The following is a 17,822-nucleotide window of genomic DNA, read 5'->3' as shown; positions in this document are numbered from 1 at the left end:
GGAGCCTTCGAAGCGGCGGCCAGCACTCCGACCGGCCCCGCCGCGCGCGATCTCGGGAACTCGTCACTTGCGCGATCCGGCCCGTCGCCATACACTCCTTGGTAAGCGCTTTCCCACACGCGCCTCCACCGTCTCGTTCGTAGAAAGCGCCTCCCGTGTCACAGTCGACAGTCGGAATCATCATGAACGGCGCGACCGGGCGCATGGGCTACCGCCAGCACCTCGTGCGGTCCATCCTCGCGATCCGGGACCAGGGCGGGGTGCTGCTGGCCGACGGCAGCCGCGTGCAGGTCGAGCCGATCCTCGTCGGGCGCAGTGAATCAACCCTGCGCCAGCTCGCCGAACGGCACGACATCGAGCACTACACGACGGATCTCGACGCGGCCCTCGCCGACGACCGCTGGCAGATCTACGCCGACTTTCTGGTGACGAAGGCACGCGTGCCCGCCATCCGCAAGGCCATCGCCGCCGGCAAGGCCATCTACACCGAGAAGCCCACGGCGGAGAGCTTCGCGGAGGCCCTCGAACTCGCGGTGCTGGCCGAGGCTGCCGGGGTCAAGAACGGGGTGGTGCACGACAAGCTCTACCTCCCCGGGTTGCGCAAGCTCGAGCGCCTGATCGCCTCGGGTTTCTTCGGTCGCATCCTGTCGGTGCGCGGCGAATTCGGCTACTGGGTCTTCGAGGGGGACTGGCAACGGTCGCAGCGACCGAGCTGGAACTATCGCGGCCAGGACGGCGGAGGAATCGTCGTGGACATGTTCCCGCACTGGAACTACGTGCTGGAGAACCTGTTCGGGCGGGTCGAATCCGTCTACGCGAGGGCCGTCACCCACATCCCGGTGCGGGTCGACGAGAACGACGTCGCCTTCGAGGCGACGGCGGATGACGCGGCCTACGCCATCTTCGAACTCGAGGGCGGCATCGTCGCGCAACTGAATTCGAGCTGGACCGTGCGGGTGAACCGCGAGGAGCTCGTGGAGTTCCAGGTCGACGGCACCCTCGGCAGCGCCGTCGTGGGCCTGTTCGGCTGCAAGATCCAACCGCGCACCGCCACGCCTCGGCCGGTCTGGAACCCCGACCTGGCCGAGAGCCACGACTACTCGGACGACTGGCTCGAGGTGCCGACCAACGACGTGTTCGAGAACGGATTCAAGACCCAGTGGGAGGAGTTCATCCGGCATGTGGTGGATGACGGTCCCAACCGTTTCGACTTCCTCGCGGGGGCCCGGGGCGTGCAGCTTGCCGAACAGGGGCTGCGCAGCTCGCTCACCGGTCGCCGCATCGACCTCCCGGTCGTGAGCCTGCCCGCGGTGGCCGTGCCGTCCAGCCACCCCGTGCCGCCGATTCACGCCGCTCAGCCATGACCGACCTGCGTCTGCTCTCGGACGACGGCGGCACGAGCGCCGAACCCCTCAACCCCGCGCCGCCGTTCACGAGGCCGGCCGCGCCGCTCTCCTCGCGGGTCGCCTACGCGGCGGCCCATGTGATCCCGCGACCCTGGGCGCGGAACACGCCGGGCTCCCCCGCGGAGATCGACTGGGATGCCACCCTCGCCTTCCGGCACCACCTCTGGTCGTGGGGCCTCGGGGTGGCCGACGCCATGGACACCGCCCAGCGCAACATGGGACTCGACCCGCCGGCCACTCGCGAACTGATCACCCGCAGCGCCGCCGAGGCTCGCTCGGTCGGCGGTCGGCTTGTCGTCGGGGTCAACACCGACCACGTCGAGGACGAGCTCATCCCGCTCGAGGCCGTCATCGACGCCTACACGGAGCAGCTGCACTTCGCGGAGGACGCCGGGGCCGGCGTCGTGCTCATGGCGAGCCGCCAGCTGGCCCGCGCCGCCCGCTCGGCCGAGGACTACCGCCGGGTCTACCGGGAGGTGCTCGCCTCCGCCGGCACGCCGGTCGTGCTGCACTGGCTCGGGGCGGCCTTCGACCCTACCCTCGAGGCGTACTTCGGCTCGAGCGACGTGGCGGCGGCCGCCGACACCGTGCTGCAGATCATCGGGGAGAACCAGGGCGCCGTCGCCGGCATCAAGATGAGCCTGCTCGACGCCTCGGCCGAGATCGCCGTGCGGTCGCGACTTCCCGAGACCGTCACGATGTTCACCGGGGACGACTTCAACTACGTCGGCCTCATCGCCGGGGACGAGCCGAACTCCCCCACGCCCCGGCACTCGGATGCCCTCCTCGGCGCGTTCGCGGCCGTCGCCCCGAACGCGTCGGCCGCCATCCAGGCCCTCGACGCGGGCGATCGGGCCGGCTACCGGCGCATCCTCGGACCCACCGAGGAGTTGTCCCGGCAGATCTTCGCCGCCCCCACCTTCTACTACAAGACCGGCGTCGCCTTCCTCTCCTGGCTCGGTGGCCACCAGTCCTCGTTCACCATGGTCGGCGGGCTGCACTCCGCTCGCAGCCTCCCCCACCTCTCCGAGATCGTGCGCCTCGCCAACGCCTGCGGCGCCCTCGAACGGCCGGAGCTCGCCGCCTCGCGCTGGGGCGACCTGCTCGCGGTGAACGGAATCGTCGCGTGACTGGTCCCGCGGCCGCGCATCCGCGGCTCTCGCTCAACCAGGCGACGATCAAATACGAGTCCCTCGAGTCGACCCTTCGGCTCGCGGTCGACGCCGGAATCGCGAGTGTCGGGCTCTGGCGCGAACCGATCGCCGAGGCCGGCCTCGCCCTGGCCGTTCGGCTGGTCGAGGATTCCGGGCTGCGCGTCTCGAGCCTCTGCCGGGGCGGGTTCTTCACCGCGGCCGAGGGCGAAGAGCGCCGCGCGGCGATCGACGCCAATGCGCGCGCGGTGGACGAGGCGGCGGCGATCGGCGCACCGGCGCTCGTGCTCGTCGTCGGCGGCCTCCCGCCACACTCCCGCGATCTCGCCGGCGCCCGCGAGCGGGTGCGGGACGCGATCGGCGAACTCGCCGGCCGCGCGGACGCCGCCGGGGTCGTCCTCGCGATCGAGCCGCTGCATCCGATGTATGCCTCCGACCGGGCGGTCATCTCGACCCTCGCCCAGGCCATCGACATCGCCGAGCAGTTCCCGGCGAGCGCGGTCGGCGTCGTGGTCGACACCTTCCACCTCTGGTGGGATCCGGAGCTGCTGCCGCAGATCCGGCGGGCCGGCGCCGGCCGCCGCATCGCGAGCTACCAGGTCTGCGACTGGGCGACACCGCTGCCCGAGGACGTGCTGCTCGCCCGGCACTACCCGGGCGACGGTGTCATCGACTTCGCACCGATCACCGCGGCCGTCACGGCGGCCGGCTACACCGGCGACGTGGAGGTGGAGATCTTCAACCAGGGGATCTGGGACTCCCCGGCGGCCGAGGTGGTCGCCCGCACCGTCGAATCGTTCGGCGAGGCCGTCGGCATCCACCTCTGACGGCGGCCCGCCCGGCGGATCAGGCCTCGAGCACCTCGCTGAGCTCGAGCCAGCGCAGCTCGAGGTCGGCCATCGAGTCCTCGAGCTTCTTGAGTTCCGCCTGCAGGCTCGCGAGCCCCGGGTAGTCGGACTGGTCGTGCGCGGCGAAGCGGTCGTGAACGGCGGAGATCTGGGTGGTGACCTTCTCCAGCCGCCGGCTCACCGATCCGAGTTCCTTCTGCGCGTTGCGCAGCTCGGCGCCGAGGAGTCTGGTGTGCCCCTTGGAGTTGATGCTGGTGACCGTGGCCTTGCCGTCCGAGCGGTGCGACTCGGAGACGGTCGCGCCGGCCGGACCCTGCGCCGCGCGCAGCTTGAGGTACTGTTCGACCCCGCCGGGCAGGTGACGCATCGTGCCGTCGAGGATGCCGTATTGGTTGTCGGTGACCCGCTCGAGCAGGTACCGGTCGTGGCTCACCACGAGCAGGGTGCCCGGCCAGGAGTCGAGCAGGTCCTCGATGGCGGCCAGGATGTCGGTGTCCAGATCATTCGTCGGCTCGTCGAGGATGAGCACGTTCGGCTCGCCGAGCAGGATCAGCAGCAGCTGCAGCCGGCGGCGCTGGCCACCGCTGAGGTCCTTCACCTGGGTGGTGAGCTGCGCGGTCATGAAGCCCATCCGCTCGAGCAGCTGCCCGGGGGTGAGCTCCTTGCCGCCGGTGACGTACGAGCTCTTCTGGCGGGCGATGACATCCATCACCCGGTCGTCGAGGATGTCGGCGAGCTCGCCGAGCTGCTGGCTGAGGATGGCGACGCGGATGGTCTTGCCCCGCTTCGCCCGGCCCACGGTGGGCTGCAGGGTGCCCGCGATGAGGCTCAACAGGGTGGACTTGCCCGCGCCGTTGACTCCGAGGATTCCGGTGCGCTCTCCGGGCGCGACCCGCCACTCGATGTCGCGCAGCACCTGCTTGCCGCCCGTCACGTGCCCGTCGGCATCCGTGGTTCCGCCGTAGGTGACCCCCACATCGAGCAGGTCGACGACGTCCTTGCCGAGTCGCGCCGTGGCGAGCTGGCTGAGGGCCACGGTGTCCCGCGGCGGCGGCTCGTTCGCGATCAGGTCGTAGGCGGCATCCATGCGGAACTTGGGCTTGGTGCTTCGCGCCGGGGCACCGCGGCGCAGCCAGGCGAGCTCCTTGCGGGCCAGGTTCTGGCGCTTCGACTCCATCGTCGCCGCCATCGTGTCGCGCTCGACCCGCTGCAGGATGTAGGCCGCGTATCCGCCCTCGAACGGCTCGATGATCTGGTCGTGCACCTCCCAGGTGTCGGTGGACACCTCGTCGAGGAACCACCGATCGTGGGTCACGACGATGAGGCCGCCGGCGTTCGGCGACCAGCGCTTCTTGAGGTGCCCGGCGAGCCAGGCGATGCCCTCGATGTCGAGGTGGTTGGTGGGCTCGTCGAGGAAGATGACGTCCCAGTCGCCGACGAGGAGCTTGGCGAGGCCCACGCGCCTGCGCTGGCCTCCGGAGAGTTCGCCGAGGGTGGCCTCCCACGGGAGGTCGCGCAGCAGTCCGTCGATCACGTCGCGCACGCGGGCATCCCCGGCCCACTCGTGTTCGTCCTTGTCGCCGACGATGGCGTCACGCACGACGATGCTGTCGTCGAGTTCGTCGCCCTGGTCGAGCATGCCGAGGGTGACGCCGTTGCGGCGGGTGACCCGGCCGGAGTCCGGCTCGATGCGCCCGGCGAGCAGGCTGAGGAGGGTCGACTTTCCGTCGCCGTTGCGTCCGACGACTCCGATGCGGTCGCCCTCATTGAGCCCGATCGTGATCTTGTCGAAGATGACGCGGGTGGGATATTCGAGATGAAGGGACTCGGCTCCCAGAAGATGTGCCACCTAGCGAGTTTACTCGCTGCCGCGCACGCTCCCCGCCGGTGGCCCGTTTCCTGTCGCGGCGGTAGGGGCTTTCATTTACCGCCCTCTCTCGCGGAGGGAGACCAGACCCCGCGGAGGGAGACATCGCGCCACTATTCTGCCGTGTCGACCGCCACCGCGGCCTGTGTGGCGGCGGGGGAAAAGACCCCCTCCGGCGGGGAAACGTGCTCGCGGAGGGAGGCGCGCCCCCCGCCGCCACGACGTATCCCCCGCCGCCAGGACGGACGGCAAGGAGGGGCAGCCGGCGGCGGGCGCGCAGGCTGGTCTGGGAGACTGGGGGGATGAGCTCTGTAGCAACCGTCGCGATCATCGGGGGCTCCGGCCTCTACCGCCTGTTCGACCCCGAGCGGTCGGAGTCCAGGCGCGTCGCCACCCCGTACGGATCCGTCGAGGTGACGATCGGCGAACTCGGCGGACGCACGGCGGCGTTCATCACCCGGCACGGCAGCGACCACTCGGTTCCGCCGCACCTCATCAACTACCGCGCGAACATCTGGGCTCTCGCCTCCCTCGGCGTGAAGGTGATCCTCTCCAGTTCGGCGGTGGGCGGGGTCAGTCCCGAGTACCCGCCTGGCACGCTCGTGCTCACCGACCAGTTCATCGACCGCACGAGCGGCCGTGCCGACACCTTCTACGACGAGGGTTCCGTGCAGCACCTCGCCGCCGCCGACCCGTTCAGCCCCGAGCTGCACGAGATCGCGAGGCGAGCCCTCGCACACGAGAACCTGATGGACAGCGGCACCGTCGTCGTCATCCAGGGACCGCGCTTCTCCACCCGGGCCGAGTCGCTCTGGTTCCGGGCGGCCGGCGCGCACACCGTGAACATGACGATGTACCCGGAGGTGCCGCTGGCCTCCGAGCTCAACATCGACACGGTCAACCTCTCCTTCGTCACCGACAGCGACGCCGGCCTCACGCCGGCGGCCGGCACCGAGGATCCGGATGCCGTGAGCCACCAACTCGTGCTCGCGCGGCTTGCCGAGGCGCAGCCCCGCATCGTCGCCGCGATCGAGACCATCATCCGAGCCCTCCCCGGCGACTTCGCGCCGCGCGAACTCATCGCGCCAGACGCGGTCGCCGCCGTCCTCTCAAGGAGCACACCATGACCCGACTTCTCGTCACCGGCGGCGCCGGCTTCATCGGATCCGCGATCGTCGAGACCGCCCTCGCCCGCGGCTGGCGCGTGCGCGTGCTCGACTCCCTCCGGCCCGACGTGCACGGCGCCGGCTACCTGCCGGACCCGCGGGTCGAGTTCGTGCATGCGGACGTGCGCGACCGCAACGCGCTCGCCGTCGCCCTCTTCGGCGTGGATGTTGTCAGTCACCAGGCCGCGAAGGTCGGCCTCGGCGTGGACTTCTCCGATGCCCCGGACTACGTCGGCAGCAACGACCACGGAACGGCGGTGCTGCTCGCCGGGATGGCCGAGGCCGGCGTTCGTCGGCTGGTCGTCGCGTCGTCCATGGTGGTCTACGGCGAGGGCAACTACCGCGACGCGGCCGGACGTGCGGCGAGGCCCGAACCGCGGCGCGTCGAAGACCTCGACGCCGGCCGTTTCGACCCGGTGGACGAGCAGGGCGAACTGCTCGAGCCGGTGCTCATCCGCGAGGACGCCCCGCTCGACCCGCGCAACGTGTACGCGGTGAGCAAGCTCACCCAGGAGTACCTGGCCAACGCGTGGGTGCGCGCCACCGGCGGCACGGCGATCGCGCTGCGTTACCACAATGTCTACGGACCGGGGATGCCGCAGAACACCCCGTACGCCGGCGTCGCCTCGCTCTTCCGCTCGGCTATCACTCGTGGCGAGGCGCCCCGCGTCTTCGAGGACGGCCGGCAGCGGCGCGACTTCGTGCATTCCCGCGATGTCGCGAGCGCGAACCTGGCCGCGATCGAGGCGACGGGTGCCGGCTCCGTCGGCACGTTCCGCGCCTTCAACGTCGGCAGCGGCGAGGTGCACACCATCGGCGAACTCGCCGAGCAGCTGAGCCGTCACACCGGCGGTCTGGCGCCGGTCGTCACCGGCGAGTACCGGCTCGGCGACGTGCGGCATATCACCGCGTCATCCGAGAGGCTCCGCACGGAGCTCGGCTGGCGGCCGTCCATCTCCTTCGAGGACGGCATGCGCGAGTTCGCGGCGTCCCCGCTGCGCCGCGCGGTGCGGGGCTAGACCGAGAACGAGATCTCGTGCCAGCCCTCCGACCCGTCGGGGGCCGGCGGAACGTAGGTCTTGCCCTGGGTGACGCCATTCGCATCGGTCGCCCGCACCCGAACGGTGTGGGTGCCCTTCGTGGCGTCCCAGCGGTACACCCACTGGCGCCAGGTGTCGGCGGAGATTGAGTCGGCGAGCGTCGCCTCCACCCACTGCCCGCCGTCCACCTGCACCTCCACGCGTTGGACACCGGTGTGCTGGGCCCAGGCGACACCGGCGATCGCGACCTGGCCGGCACCCACCCGCGCGCCGTCCGCCGGCGTGTCGATGCGCGACGAGAGCTTGATCGGGCCGCGCGCCGACCAGCCCCGCGGCGTCCAGTAGCCCTGGGCATCCGCGAACCTGGTGACCTCGAGCTCCACCAGCCACTTGGTGGCCGAGACGTAGCCGTAGAGACCGGGAACGACCATGCGCACCGGGAAGCCGTGTTCGAGCGGCAGCGGCTTGCCGTTCATCCCCACGGCGAGCAGGGCCTCGGTGCCATCGTCCAGAAGCACGTCGAGGGGGGTGCCGGCCGTGAACCCGTCGATGCTCGTGGACAGCACCATGTCGGCGCCCGCCTTGGGCACCGCCTGCTTGAGGAGTTCCCTGATCGGGTAGCCGAGCCAGAGCGCGTTGCCGATGAGGTTGCCGCCGACGTCGTTGGAGACGCAGGTGAGGGTCACCATGTGCTCGATGAGCGGCTTGGCCAGCAGCTCGGCGAAGTCGATCTCGATCGGGTTCTCGACCATGCCGGTGACCTTGAGCCTCCAGCTGGCCGAGTCGATCGAGGGCACCTGCAGAGCCGTGTCGATGCGATAGAAGTCGGCATTGGGCGTGACGATCGGGGTGAGGCCCGGGATGTCGAGCTCCGCTCCTGGGGCGACCGGCGGCGCGGCCGTGGCCGGCTTCGGCAGCACGAGCCGGTTGCGCACCTGGGTCACGGCCGTGGCCCCGGCGTTCATCGCCCGAGCCCCGGCACCCACGAGGAGGGAGGCCGCCCCGGCCACGATCGTGAGGGTGAGGAAGCTGCGGCGCTCGACCTGCGGGGCGACCGCGCCGCTTCGGGGACGGGCCGCCAGACGCCAGCGGGTGAGGCGTCGGATGCCGATCCGCAGCACCACGATTCCGGCGACGGCGCCGACGATGGTGGGGGCGCCGTCGAGACCGCTGGCCCCGGCGCGGGTGAGCACCGCGATCACCCCGAACAGCCCGGCTGCTCCGAAGATCACGACTCCCCACGGCGGGCGGCGCGCCTCGAGCGCCCCGGCCAGCCCGGCGAGCACGACCACGAGCACGCCGAGCACGGTGAGCAGCACGGCCTTGTCGCCGGTGCCGAAGAGCGAGATCACCAGCTCCTTCACCCCGGGCGGCACGAGATCGATCACGAGCGAGCCGACCGCGAAGAGGGGACTCCCGGCCGGTCCGACGAGCAGGGCGACGGCCTCCGCCACACCCAGGACGACGAGCGCGGCGACGACGCCGACGAGCGCGGCCAGCCAGCGCGCCGTCCGCGCACTCATGCCGCCACCGGCATTCGACCCTCCGGAACTCATGCCGTCACCGGAATCTTGGGCAGGAACACGTCGAAGCGGCATCCGCCCGGCACGTTCTGCACGACCACCCGGCCGCTGTGCGCGTGCACTATGCCCTGCACGATGGCCAGGCCGAGGCCCGCGCCGCCCGAGCGGCCCGTCGCGGTCTCCGGGGTTCGGGAGTTGCTCGCCCGCCAGCCCGCCTCGAACACGCGGCCGAGGTCTTTCTCGGGAATGCCGCCCGCCGCGTCGATCACCGAGATCATCGCGTTGCCGTCCTCGGTCTCCCGCGCAGACACGGTGATCGGGCTACCGGCCGGCGAATGCTGGATGGAGTTCATCACGAGGTTGCCCACCACCCGGGAGAGCTCGCGCGGGTCGGCGAGGATGGTGAGCTCGCGTGTGCCGTCGCCCACGAGCGCGATGGACCGCGACTGGGCGAACGGGCCGAGTTCCGCCACGACATCGCTGATCAGGTCGTAGAGCGAGACGCTCTGCAGGGAGAGCCGCAGGCTGCCGGAGTGGATGCGGGAGAGCTCGTTGAGGTCGTCGACCATGCCGCTCATCCGGTCGACCTGGGTGCGCATCTGCGCGTAGTAGCGTGCCGGCTCGCTCGCCATTCCGTCCTCGAGCGACTCGGCCATCGCGCGGATGCCCGCGAGCGGAGTGCGCAGATCGTGCGAGATCCAGGCGACCAGTTCACGCCGGGAGTTCTCCACCCGCTCCTCGCGCGACCGAGACTCCGCGAGCCGCCGGCTGGTGGCCGACAGCTCGTCGGCGAGGGCCGCGAACTCGTTGTTGCTGTGGCGCCCGCCGCCCTCGAGTTCCTCGGCCGTGCCGATCCTCCGGGCGGCCGCGATGAGCTGGCGGCTGTTGCGCACGAGCGAGCGGCCGAGCAGCGCGGCGAGCGCGAGCGACACCGCACCGGCGATCACCGCCACCGAGAGCAGCACGGTGAGGTCCCCCGGCGTCACGAACATGGCCGTCGCGGCGAGCCACATGCCGCCGGCGATGGAGAGCACGGCGGCGAGCGCGATCACGCAGAGCTGGAGCACGAGCGAGGCGCGGGACATGAACCGCAGCACGACCAGGGAGACGAGCCCGACCACGACGGCGCAGCCGAGGGCCATCGCCGAGACGATGGCGAGGTCGGCGAGACTCATCACGGCGTCGCCTCCCCCGCGTCGAACCGGTAGCCGACGCCCCAGACGGTGGCGAGGAGGCTCGGATGCGCCGGGTCAGGTTCGATCTTCTCGCGCAGCCGGCGCACGTGCACGGTGACGGTGGAGAGGTCGCCGAACTCCCAGCCCCACACGGCGCGCAACAGCTCCTCGCGGCTGAACACCTGGCGCGGGTGCCTGATCAGGAAGGCGAGCAGGTCGAACTCGCGCACGGTGAGGGCGAGTTCGGCTCTGTGCCTGAACACTTGCCTCGATGACACGTCGAGGTGGAATTCGCCCACGTCCACCGCCGACTCCGGGCTGAACTCCGCGAGGGTGCGGCGCAGGATGGATTGCACCCGCAGCACGAGTTCGCGGGGCGAGAACGGCTTGGCCAGGTAGTCGTCTGCGCCGGCCTCGAGGCCGCCGATGCGGTCGTCCTCCTCGCGCAGGGCGGTGAGCATGATCACGGGAACCGCCCGGTCGGCGCGGATGCGGCGGCACACCTCGAGCCCGTCGATGCCGGGGAGCATGCGGTCGAGCACGATGAGATCGGGGCGGGTGCGCCTGGCGATCTCCACGGCGCTGAGCCCGTCCGCGGTCTCGTCCACGAGGAATCCGGCCGATCTCAGGTAGCTGCAGACGACCTCCGAGACGGTGGGGTCGTCGTCCACCACCAGGACGCGACGGTCCTTAAGCGGGTCCGGCCGCGTGGGGCTGGCCGTGGATGAGGTGGACACTCCATCAGGATAGGTCGCCTCCGGCCGGAATTGCCTCGAGCCCGGGGGCGCCCGCCAATCGGTCTTCGGTTCGTAATACTTTCGACACGGATCGTGCCGCACCGTCTCCTACGCTCAGGGGATGCCCACCCCTTTGGTCGATGTCGTGCTCCCGTGCCTCAACGAGGAACGCGCCCTGCCGTGGGTGCTTTCGCGGCTGCCGGAGGGCTACCGCGGCATCGTCGTCGACAACGGATCCTCCGACCGCTCCGCCGAAATCGCGGCCGACGGCGGCGCGATCGTCGTGCACGAGGCTCGGCGTGGCTTCGGGTCGGCCGCGCACGCCGGACTGCTCGCCGCGACCGCGCCGATCGTGGCCTTCTGCGACGCCGACGCCTCGATGGACCCCGCCGACCTCGTCGGGCTCGTCGAACTCGTGACGAGCGGCGCGGCCGACCTGGCCCTCGGTCGGCGACGGCCCACCGCCGCCCACGCCTGGCCGCTGCACGCGAGAATCGCCAACCTCGCGCTCGCCAGGCTGATGCGCACCGCCACCGGCATCCGCCTGCACGATCTCGGACCGATGCGCGCCGCCAACCGGGAGGCGCTGCTCTCGCTCGGTCTCGGCGACCGCCGAAGCGGCTACCCGCTCGAGATGGTTCTCCGTGCGGCCTCGGCCGGCTGGGCCGTCGTCGAGATCGACACCCCGTACGCCCCACGGGTCGGCCGGTCGAAGGTGACCGGCACCCTCCGCGGCACCGTCATCGCGGTGCAGGACATGTCGCGCCTGCTGAGGGGCGAGAGGGCGTGACCACCCTCATCCTCATCGCCAAGGAGTGCATCCCCGGCAACGTGAAGACCCGCCTCCACCCTCCGCTCACGCTCGAGCAGGCCGCGACCCTGGCCGCGGCGAGCCTCGCCGACACCCTCGCCGCCGTGGCCGCCCTTCCGGCCTCCCGGCGAATTCTCGCGTTCGATGGCGACAATTCGCCGCTCGGCTCCGAGTCCTACGAAGTGATCCACCAAGTGAGCGGGGAACTTGACGTGCGACTGGGAGCGATTTTCGACCAATGTTCCGGACCGACGGTGCTGATCGGCATGGACACGCCCCAGCTTGAGGCGCGGATGCTCGCACCGGTCTTCGAGGACTGGCCGGACGATGTGGACGCCTGGCTCGGGTTCGCGAACGATGGCGGATACTGGACCCTCGCCCTCGCCGACCCGCGCGGCGACCTCATCCGCGGGGTGCCGATGTCGCGGGACGACACCGGCGCCCTCCAGCTCGCCCGGCTCTCCGACGCCGGCCTTCGGGTGCGCCTGCTCCCCGAACTCGTCGACGTCGACACCATCGCCGACGCGCACGCCGTCGCGGGGATCGCCCCGAACGGCAGCTTCGCCCGGACCCTGGCCGGCTTCGGCGGCGTGGCGGGAACACGATGAGCGCCCCGGCGTTCGGCACCTTCGGCTCCGGCGGCGCCGAACCGTACGCCCGCGCGTTGCGTCGCGACGACGAGGTGCTCTACCTCCGCGACGCGAGCTCCGACTCGCTCGCCCCCTCCTCATCCATGGACATCTCGCGCTGGAACGACCTCGCGAACATCACCGACATGAGCCTGCTCGCCGGAGCGACCGGCGCCGTCCTCGACATCGGCTGCGGCCCCGGCCGAATGGTGCGCGCCGCGATGATGCTCGGGCTCACCGCCCTCGGCGTCGACGTCTCGCCGACGGCGGTGGAGATCGCCCGGGAGTCCGGCCTCACCGTGCTCAACCGCTCGGTCTTCGAGCGCTTGCCGCGGGAGGGCGCCTGGAAGCTCGCGCTCCTCGTGGACGGCAACATCGGGATCGGCGGCGACCCGTCGGCGCTTCTCGCGCGCTGTGTCGAGCTCCTCGACCCCGAGGGCATCGTCATCGTGGAGGTTCACCGCGACCCGCTCCGCGACCACAGCTACGACGGCACCATCATCGACATCCACGGCCACCAGAGCGCCGAGTTCCCGTGGGCCGAGATCGGGCGCGACGCGCTCACCGCGCGCGCCTCGAGGGTCGGGCTGGTGCTCGATCAGGCCTGGGAGATCGACGGCCGGGCCTTCTGCCGCTTCGCGATCGCCAGATAGGTCGCGATCGCGACCGCGGTGACCGCCGCGACCACCAGCCAGACGATCACGAGGCGCGTGCCGTAGTCGAACGGCAGCACGGTGGGGTTCTTCGTGCCCAGGGTCTTCTTGTAGACGGCCGGAAGCACGATGATCGCGAACACCGACGCGACGACGAGACCGGCCTGGATGATCACGAGGACGGCGACCGGCATCGATCGGCCCAGCTTGCGCAGCGCGACGCTCACGCCGAACACGATCGGCGCGACGATGCCGTCGTGCAGCACGAGCGCGGCGAGAAACCACAGGGCCACCCCGGCGATCTTCACGGGCTTCACCGTGTCGAGCATCAGGTACGCGCCGTACACGGTGAGCAGCACTCCGAGAATGACGAGGGCGGTGCGCCAGGCCTTCATCAGATCACCTCCAGTTTCGAGAGCCACTTGGTCTGCAGCACGCCGGGCCGACCGGGCGCGATCATGCGGGCGGGATAGCCGTGATCCAGGTCGAGTGGGTCGCCGTTGAGTTCGAGAGCGACGAGGGTGAGGTCGTCCTGCACGAACTCCGCGCCCATCTCGGTGACGCGGTAGCCGCCCCGCTTCTCCAGGCTGGTGAGGCGCAGGTCCTCGTTGGGGTGCGCGCCGACGCTGTCCATCAGGTCGCGCAGCCGCACGCCGCGCCAGGAGGCGAGCTGGCTCCAGCCCTCCACGCAGGCGATCGGCAGATCCACGCGATGCTGCGGCAGCGCGGCGAGGTCCGCGAGGCTGAAGGTCTTCGCGGTCGACCCGCGGGCGACCGTGAGCACCCAGCCCGCCGCCACGTCATCGCTCGTCACCTGGGCGGCCCGCGCCGTTCGGTTCACCGGCAGCGCGTTCGGCCCGGTGCCCTGCTTGCGCGGGGCGAACACGTTGAGGCCGTCGAGCGCGCGGAAGGACTGGCCAGCGGTGAGGCCCACCACCGCCGCGGTCGCGATGCCGATCGTGGTGACGAAGCCGCGCCTCGAGACGCGGGGTTCCCGCGGCGGCGCCGTGTCTATCCAGTTCAGCACCCGGCCGGTCAGTCCCGTTGCGGCCTTCTCCGGCGCGGCGCTCCCCTCGTCATCGTGCACGAGGTTGCCTTCCGCGTCGAAGCTGTTCGTGCGGGTCCAGTAGCGGGCGATCACCGGGAGCTTCACGGCGATGTGGATGGCGAGCGACCCGATCATCACGAACGAGAGGGCGAAGTGCACCTGTTTGAAGGGGAACGGAAACGGGTACCACTGGTAGGTGTTGAGCAGTCCGGTGGCGATCTGCACGAGCGACGCCGCGACGAAGACGGCGATGGATGCCCGCTCGAGGAAGTGCGCGAACCCGCGGATGGGCGGGGTCTGGAAGAGCTCGGGGAACACGGCGTGGAGCTTGCCGAGGATGAGCGGGAAGCAGGCGATCCCGGCGGTGATGTGGATGCCCTGGCTGAGTTGGTAGAGCCAGGCCGGCCGGGTGGCGAACACCATCCACGGCAGCGGCTGCTGCAGGAAGTGGCTGTACAGCCCGGTGCCGAAGCAGACGAGGAAGGCGAAGGCGAGCAGTCGCCCGAGCACCACCGCCGAGCGCGGATTGCGCGACGGCGCGCGGAGGATCCGTCGGGCATCGAGGAGGAGGCGGCGCATGCTCCAATTTGAGCATCCCGAGTACCGCCACACGGCGTGCCAAATCTTACGGTCCGGGAACGGCACCCTCCGGCCGCCGGTCGACCGCACCCTCGGTGCGACAGGATGGGGCGGGTGAGAATCGCTATCGTTTCCCTGCTGCTCGCCGCGATGGCGGCGATCACCGCCGTCTCGGTCGCGGCCCTCGGCTACTTCGACAGCGGCAGGCCCCTCGCGCTCCTCGCGACGACCACCGCACTCTGGGTTCTCTTCGCCGCGGCAGTCGTTCTGCTGCGGAGGGTGCCGACGCGGGCGGCCGTCGCGCTCGTCATCGCCGGATCGGTGCTGCTCGGCGGAGCGGCGTTGGCCGGTCCGCCCAACACGAGCACGGACTCGGCCCGCTATGCCTGGGACGGCATCGTGCAGAACGCCGGGATCTCGCCGTACCGCTACGTGCCGGTCGACGAGGCGCTCGCCGACCTGCGGCCGGACTGGCTGTTTCCCGCCGCCGTCGAGAACGCCGACGGAAGCCACCGCTGCACCCAGCCGCGCACCCAGCTCACGTCTTCGCTGCCGTCGCACGAGGTGTTCTGCACCGCCCTCAACCGGCCGACGGTGCCGACCATCTATCCGCCGACGAGCGAGCTGTTCTTCGCCGCGGTGCGCTTCGTCACGGGTCCGGGCGCCGAGTACTGGCCGCTGCAACTCACGGGCCTGCTGATGAGCGTCGGCATCACGCTGCTGCTCATCGCGGCGATGCGGCGCCGCGGGATCGACCCGCGCTGGGCGGCGCTGTGGGCGTGGAGCCCGCTCGTGGCCACCGAGGCGGTGACGAACTCGCACATCGACGTGCTGGGGGCCCTGCTCGTGGTCGTGGCCACCCTCGCCGCGGCCCGCGGCCTGCGCTTTCGCGGCGGAATCGCGCTCGGCGCGGCCATCGCGGCCAAGCTCATCCCGATGATCGCGGCGCCCGCGCTGCTCCGGCGACAGCCGTGGAAGGTGGCGACCGCGGCGATCGTGACCTTCGCGCTGCTCTACCTGCCCTATCTGGCCACCACCGGCATCGCGGTGCTCGGCTACCTGCCCGGCTACCTCTCCGAGGAGGGCTACAACAGCGGGAGTCGCTTCACCCTGGTGACCCTGTTCGTGCCGACGGCCGCCGCCCTCGCCGTCGCGGCGCTGCTGCTCGCCGTCACGGCGGTGCTCGTCTGGTGGAAGACCGACCCGGAACGGCCCTGGCTCGGCCAGGTGGTGATGATCGGCACGACGCTGCTCATCGTGAGTCCGCGCTACCCCTGGTACGCGTTGCTGCTCGTGCCGTTCATCGCGCTGAGCGGGCGCTGGGAGTGGTCGGCCGTGCCCCTCGCGCTCACCGTGCGGCTGCTCATCCCGTCCCATGCGGTCTCTCAGGTCGCGATCTCGGTGGCGATCGTCGTCATCGTGGCGATGGCCCTCTGGCGCACCGGTCCGGATGGCCGGGCCCGCCTGGGGAGCCCGGTCGCTCGGGCGGCGTCCCGCCGCCGGGCCTCGCCCCGGTAGCCGCTGCGTCATCCGCCCCGCCCCGCGCGCGGCTGCCACGAGAGCGCCGCAGGCACCCCAACCCGAAAGGCGGTCACCGGATGAGCGTTCTCGAACGCCAGGCCCCCTCCGCCACGGCGAGCTCCACGCCGGCTCGACCCCGGCGCTGGCTCGGCCCGGTCGCCATCGGCGCCCTCGGGGTCGTGCTGTCCGCGTTCCTCTCCTGGCAGCCCTCGATCTGGTACGACGAGGCGGCCACCATCTCCGCGACCGGTCGAAGCTGGCCCCAGCTGTGGAGCCTGCTCGCCCACGTCGACGCCGTGCACGGCCTCTACTACGGGGGGATGCACCTCTGGTTCGACCTCGTCGGCTACACGCCATTCACCCTCCGCCTGCCCAGCGCCCTCGCGACCGGGGCGACCGGCGCCCTCACCGTGCTGCTTGTTCGCCGACTCGTGACCGGCCGCATCGCCGTGCTGGCCGGCCTCCTGCTCGAGCTGCTGCCCAGGATCACCTGGGCCGGGGCCGAGGGCCGCTCCTACGCCGCGACGGCTCTGCTCGCCGTGGCGCTCACCACCCTCTTCGTCACCGCCTGCCGATCCACCCGCGCTCGCTGGTGGGTGGCCTACGGTCTCCTCGCGGCGCTCAGCACCGTCTTCTTCGCCTACCTCGCCCTGATCGTGGCGGCGCACGGCGTCACGGCCGCCCTCACCTGGTGGGCCGCGAGGCGCGATGGCTCACCACCCACCGGCGCCGGGCGTTCCGCCGCGCGGTCGCTCGGCTGCTGGGCCGCCGCCTCCGCCTCCGCCGCCGCTCTCGTGCTCCCCTTCGCCGCGGTCGTCGTCGCGCAGTCCGGGCAGGTGAGCTGGATCGATCCGATCGGCGCGACCACCCTGCGCGGCATCCTCGTCACCCAGCTGTTCTACAAAAACCCGCCCTTCGCGGCCGTGGGCTGGACCCTCGTCGCCCTCGGGACCGTGCTGCTCGCCGTGCGGGCGGTGCGCCAGTCGCGTGCACAGCCGACCCGGCAGGAGGTGTCGCCGCCCGGACCCTCGCTGCTGGCGATCACCCTGCCGTGGATCGTCGTCCCCACGATCGGCCTCCTCGTCGCGTCGGCTCTCGTCTCGCCCCTGTACTCGCCGCGCTACCTCACCTTCGTCGCGCCCGCGGCGGCGGCGCTCATGGCGGTGGCCGTGGCCGCCCTCCGCCGTCGCCGCCTCATCGCGGTCGTCATCGCGGCATCCGTTGCCCTCGCCCTGCCTCAGTACCTCGAGCAGCGGGCGCCGGAGGCCAAACAGGAGTCGACGTGGAGCGATGTCGCCGAGCTCGTCTCCTCCGAGCGATCGAGCGAGCCGATGAGCACGCCGCAGGCGGTGATCTACGGACCGGTGCGACGGCACGCCACCGCCACGACCCGCGTGATCGCGGTCTCCTACCCCGACGCCTTCGCCGGGCTCATCGACGTGAGACTCAAGACCCCGGCCGCCGAGACCGGCAGGCTCTGGGAGACCCGGTATCCGCTCGAGCAGGTCACCTCTCGGCTCGACGAGGCCTCCGTCGTGTGGCTGATCACGAGCACGAAGCAGGACTGGCGGCCGAGCGTGACCCGCACGCTCGAGGGGCTCGGCTACCGGGTCGACTCCGAGTGGGCATTCACGGGCGTCACCGTGACCCGCTATCGCCGCTGACCGC

General features: G+C 71.1%; 16 protein-coding genes. 10 read left to right on the top strand and 6 right to left on the bottom strand.

The genetic code is table 11. The features are described 5' to 3' along the window. Positions 1-182 precede the first annotated feature (182 nt). Genes FVP33_RS05555 through FVP33_RS05545 form a run of 3 tightly spaced genes read left to right on the top strand, consistent with a single transcriptional unit; the run spans position 183 to position 3,384 of the window. Positions 183-1,364 (top strand): Gfo/Idh/MocA family protein, encoded by a 1,182-nt coding sequence (locus FVP33_RS05555; RefSeq protein WP_147783178.1) that lies wholly within the window; start codon positions 183-185, stop codon positions 1,362-1,364. Continuing rightward, on the top strand, positions 1,361-2,536 hold the full coding sequence (locus FVP33_RS05550) for a dihydrodipicolinate synthase family protein (RefSeq protein WP_147782647.1): 1,176 nt from the start codon (positions 1,361-1,363) through the stop codon (positions 2,534-2,536). Before FVP33_RS05555 ends, FVP33_RS05550 begins: the two co-directional genes overlap by 4 nt. Then, positions 2,533-3,384, top strand: coding sequence for a sugar phosphate isomerase/epimerase family protein (locus FVP33_RS05545; protein WP_147782646.1), 852 nt, complete (start codon positions 2,533-2,535; stop codon positions 3,382-3,384). The genes FVP33_RS05550 and FVP33_RS05545 overlap by 4 nt, the downstream gene beginning before the upstream one ends. Positions 3,385-3,403: 19 nt before the next feature. Here FVP33_RS05545 and FVP33_RS05540 read toward each other — a convergent pair whose 3' ends face one another. Beyond that, on the bottom strand, positions 3,404-5,254 hold the full coding sequence (locus FVP33_RS05540; RefSeq protein WP_147782645.1) for an ABC-F family ATP-binding cassette domain-containing protein: 1,851 nt from the start codon (positions 5,252-5,254) through the stop codon (positions 3,404-3,406). 320 nt (positions 5,255-5,574) lie between these two features. On the opposite strand from FVP33_RS05540, the gene FVP33_RS05535 reads away from it, so the two are divergent. Together FVP33_RS05535 and FVP33_RS05530 are read left to right on the top strand one after the other, a co-directional pair. After that, the gene (locus FVP33_RS05535; protein WP_147782644.1) at positions 5,575-6,399 is read left to right on the top strand and encodes an MTAP family purine nucleoside phosphorylase; all 825 of its coding nucleotides are present in this window, start codon (positions 5,575-5,577) and stop codon (positions 6,397-6,399) included. Further along, positions 6,396-7,457 carry an NAD-dependent epimerase/dehydratase family protein gene (locus tag FVP33_RS05530; RefSeq protein ID WP_147782643.1) on the top strand — a complete coding sequence of 354 codons (1,062 nt, stop codon included), beginning with the start codon at positions 6,396-6,398 and terminating at the stop codon, positions 7,455-7,457. The genes FVP33_RS05535 and FVP33_RS05530 overlap by 4 nt, the downstream gene beginning before the upstream one ends. Here FVP33_RS05530 and FVP33_RS05525 read toward each other — a convergent pair. Genes FVP33_RS05525 through FVP33_RS05515 form a run of 3 tightly spaced genes read right to left on the bottom strand, consistent with a single transcriptional unit; the run spans position 7,454 to position 10,913 of the window. Beyond that, positions 7,454-9,001: a molybdopterin-dependent oxidoreductase gene (locus FVP33_RS05525; protein WP_147782642.1), complete on the bottom strand. Its 1,548-nt coding sequence runs from the start codon at positions 8,999-9,001 to the stop codon at positions 7,454-7,456. The two genes, FVP33_RS05530 and FVP33_RS05525, sit on opposite strands and share 4 nt — an antisense overlap. A gap of 29 nt (positions 9,002-9,030) precedes the next feature. Next, positions 9,031-10,176 (bottom strand): sensor histidine kinase, encoded by a 1,146-nt coding sequence (locus tag FVP33_RS05520; protein ID WP_147782641.1) that lies wholly within the window; start codon positions 10,174-10,176, stop codon positions 9,031-9,033. Then, on the bottom strand, positions 10,176-10,913 hold the full coding sequence (locus tag FVP33_RS05515; protein ID WP_147782640.1) for a response regulator transcription factor: 738 nt from the start codon (positions 10,911-10,913) through the stop codon (positions 10,176-10,178). The genes FVP33_RS05520 and FVP33_RS05515 overlap by 1 nt, the downstream gene beginning before the upstream one ends. A 121-nt stretch (positions 10,914-11,034) precedes the next feature. Here FVP33_RS05515 and FVP33_RS05510 point away from each other — a divergent pair, with 121 nt between their 5' ends. Genes FVP33_RS05510 through FVP33_RS05500 form a run of 3 tightly spaced genes read left to right on the top strand, consistent with a single transcriptional unit; the run spans position 11,035 to position 13,006 of the window. Beyond that, positions 11,035-11,703, top strand: coding sequence for a glycosyltransferase family 2 protein (locus tag FVP33_RS05510; protein ID WP_147782639.1), 669 nt, complete (start codon positions 11,035-11,037; stop codon positions 11,701-11,703). Beyond that, on the top strand, positions 11,700-12,332 hold the full coding sequence (locus FVP33_RS05505; RefSeq protein WP_147782638.1) for a TIGR04282 family arsenosugar biosynthesis glycosyltransferase: 633 nt from the start codon (positions 11,700-11,702) through the stop codon (positions 12,330-12,332). The genes FVP33_RS05510 and FVP33_RS05505 overlap by 4 nt, the downstream gene beginning before the upstream one ends. Further along, positions 12,329-13,006: a class I SAM-dependent methyltransferase gene (locus FVP33_RS05500; RefSeq protein ID WP_147782637.1), complete on the top strand. Its 678-nt coding sequence runs from the start codon at positions 12,329-12,331 to the stop codon at positions 13,004-13,006. Before FVP33_RS05505 ends, FVP33_RS05500 begins: the two co-directional genes overlap by 4 nt. Here the strand turns inward: FVP33_RS05500 and FVP33_RS05495 are convergent. Both FVP33_RS05495 and FVP33_RS05490 read right to left on the bottom strand, forming a co-directional pair. Further along, positions 12,952-13,401: a hypothetical protein gene (locus tag FVP33_RS05495; protein ID WP_147782636.1), complete on the bottom strand. Its 450-nt coding sequence runs from the start codon at positions 13,399-13,401 to the stop codon at positions 12,952-12,954. The two genes, FVP33_RS05500 and FVP33_RS05495, sit on opposite strands and share 55 nt — an antisense overlap. Next, positions 13,401-14,633 (bottom strand): molybdopterin-dependent oxidoreductase, encoded by a 1,233-nt coding sequence (locus tag FVP33_RS05490; protein WP_147782635.1) that lies wholly within the window; start codon positions 14,631-14,633, stop codon positions 13,401-13,403. Before FVP33_RS05490 ends, FVP33_RS05495 begins: the two co-directional genes overlap by 1 nt. 114 nt (positions 14,634-14,747) lie before the next feature. Between FVP33_RS05490 and FVP33_RS05485 the strand changes: the two genes are divergently transcribed. Both FVP33_RS05485 and FVP33_RS05480 read left to right on the top strand, forming a co-directional pair. Then, positions 14,748-16,151 carry a glycosyltransferase family 87 protein gene (locus tag FVP33_RS05485; protein ID WP_147782634.1) on the top strand — a complete coding sequence of 468 codons (1,404 nt, stop codon included), beginning with the start codon at positions 14,748-14,750 and terminating at the stop codon, positions 16,149-16,151. Between the two features lie 80 nt (positions 16,152-16,231). Continuing rightward, complete coding sequence (locus tag FVP33_RS05480; RefSeq protein ID WP_147782633.1) at positions 16,232-17,818, top strand: glycosyltransferase family 39 protein; 1,587 nt, start codon at positions 16,232-16,234, stop codon at positions 17,816-17,818. Positions 17,819-17,822: the final 4 nt, after the last annotated feature.

This window comes from Lacisediminihabitans profunda (assembly GCF_008040105.1).
Classification (GTDB): domain Bacteria; phylum Actinomycetota; class Actinomycetes; order Actinomycetales; family Microbacteriaceae; genus Lacisediminihabitans; species Lacisediminihabitans profunda.
This window is presented reverse-complemented; position numbering and strand designations above follow the sequence as displayed.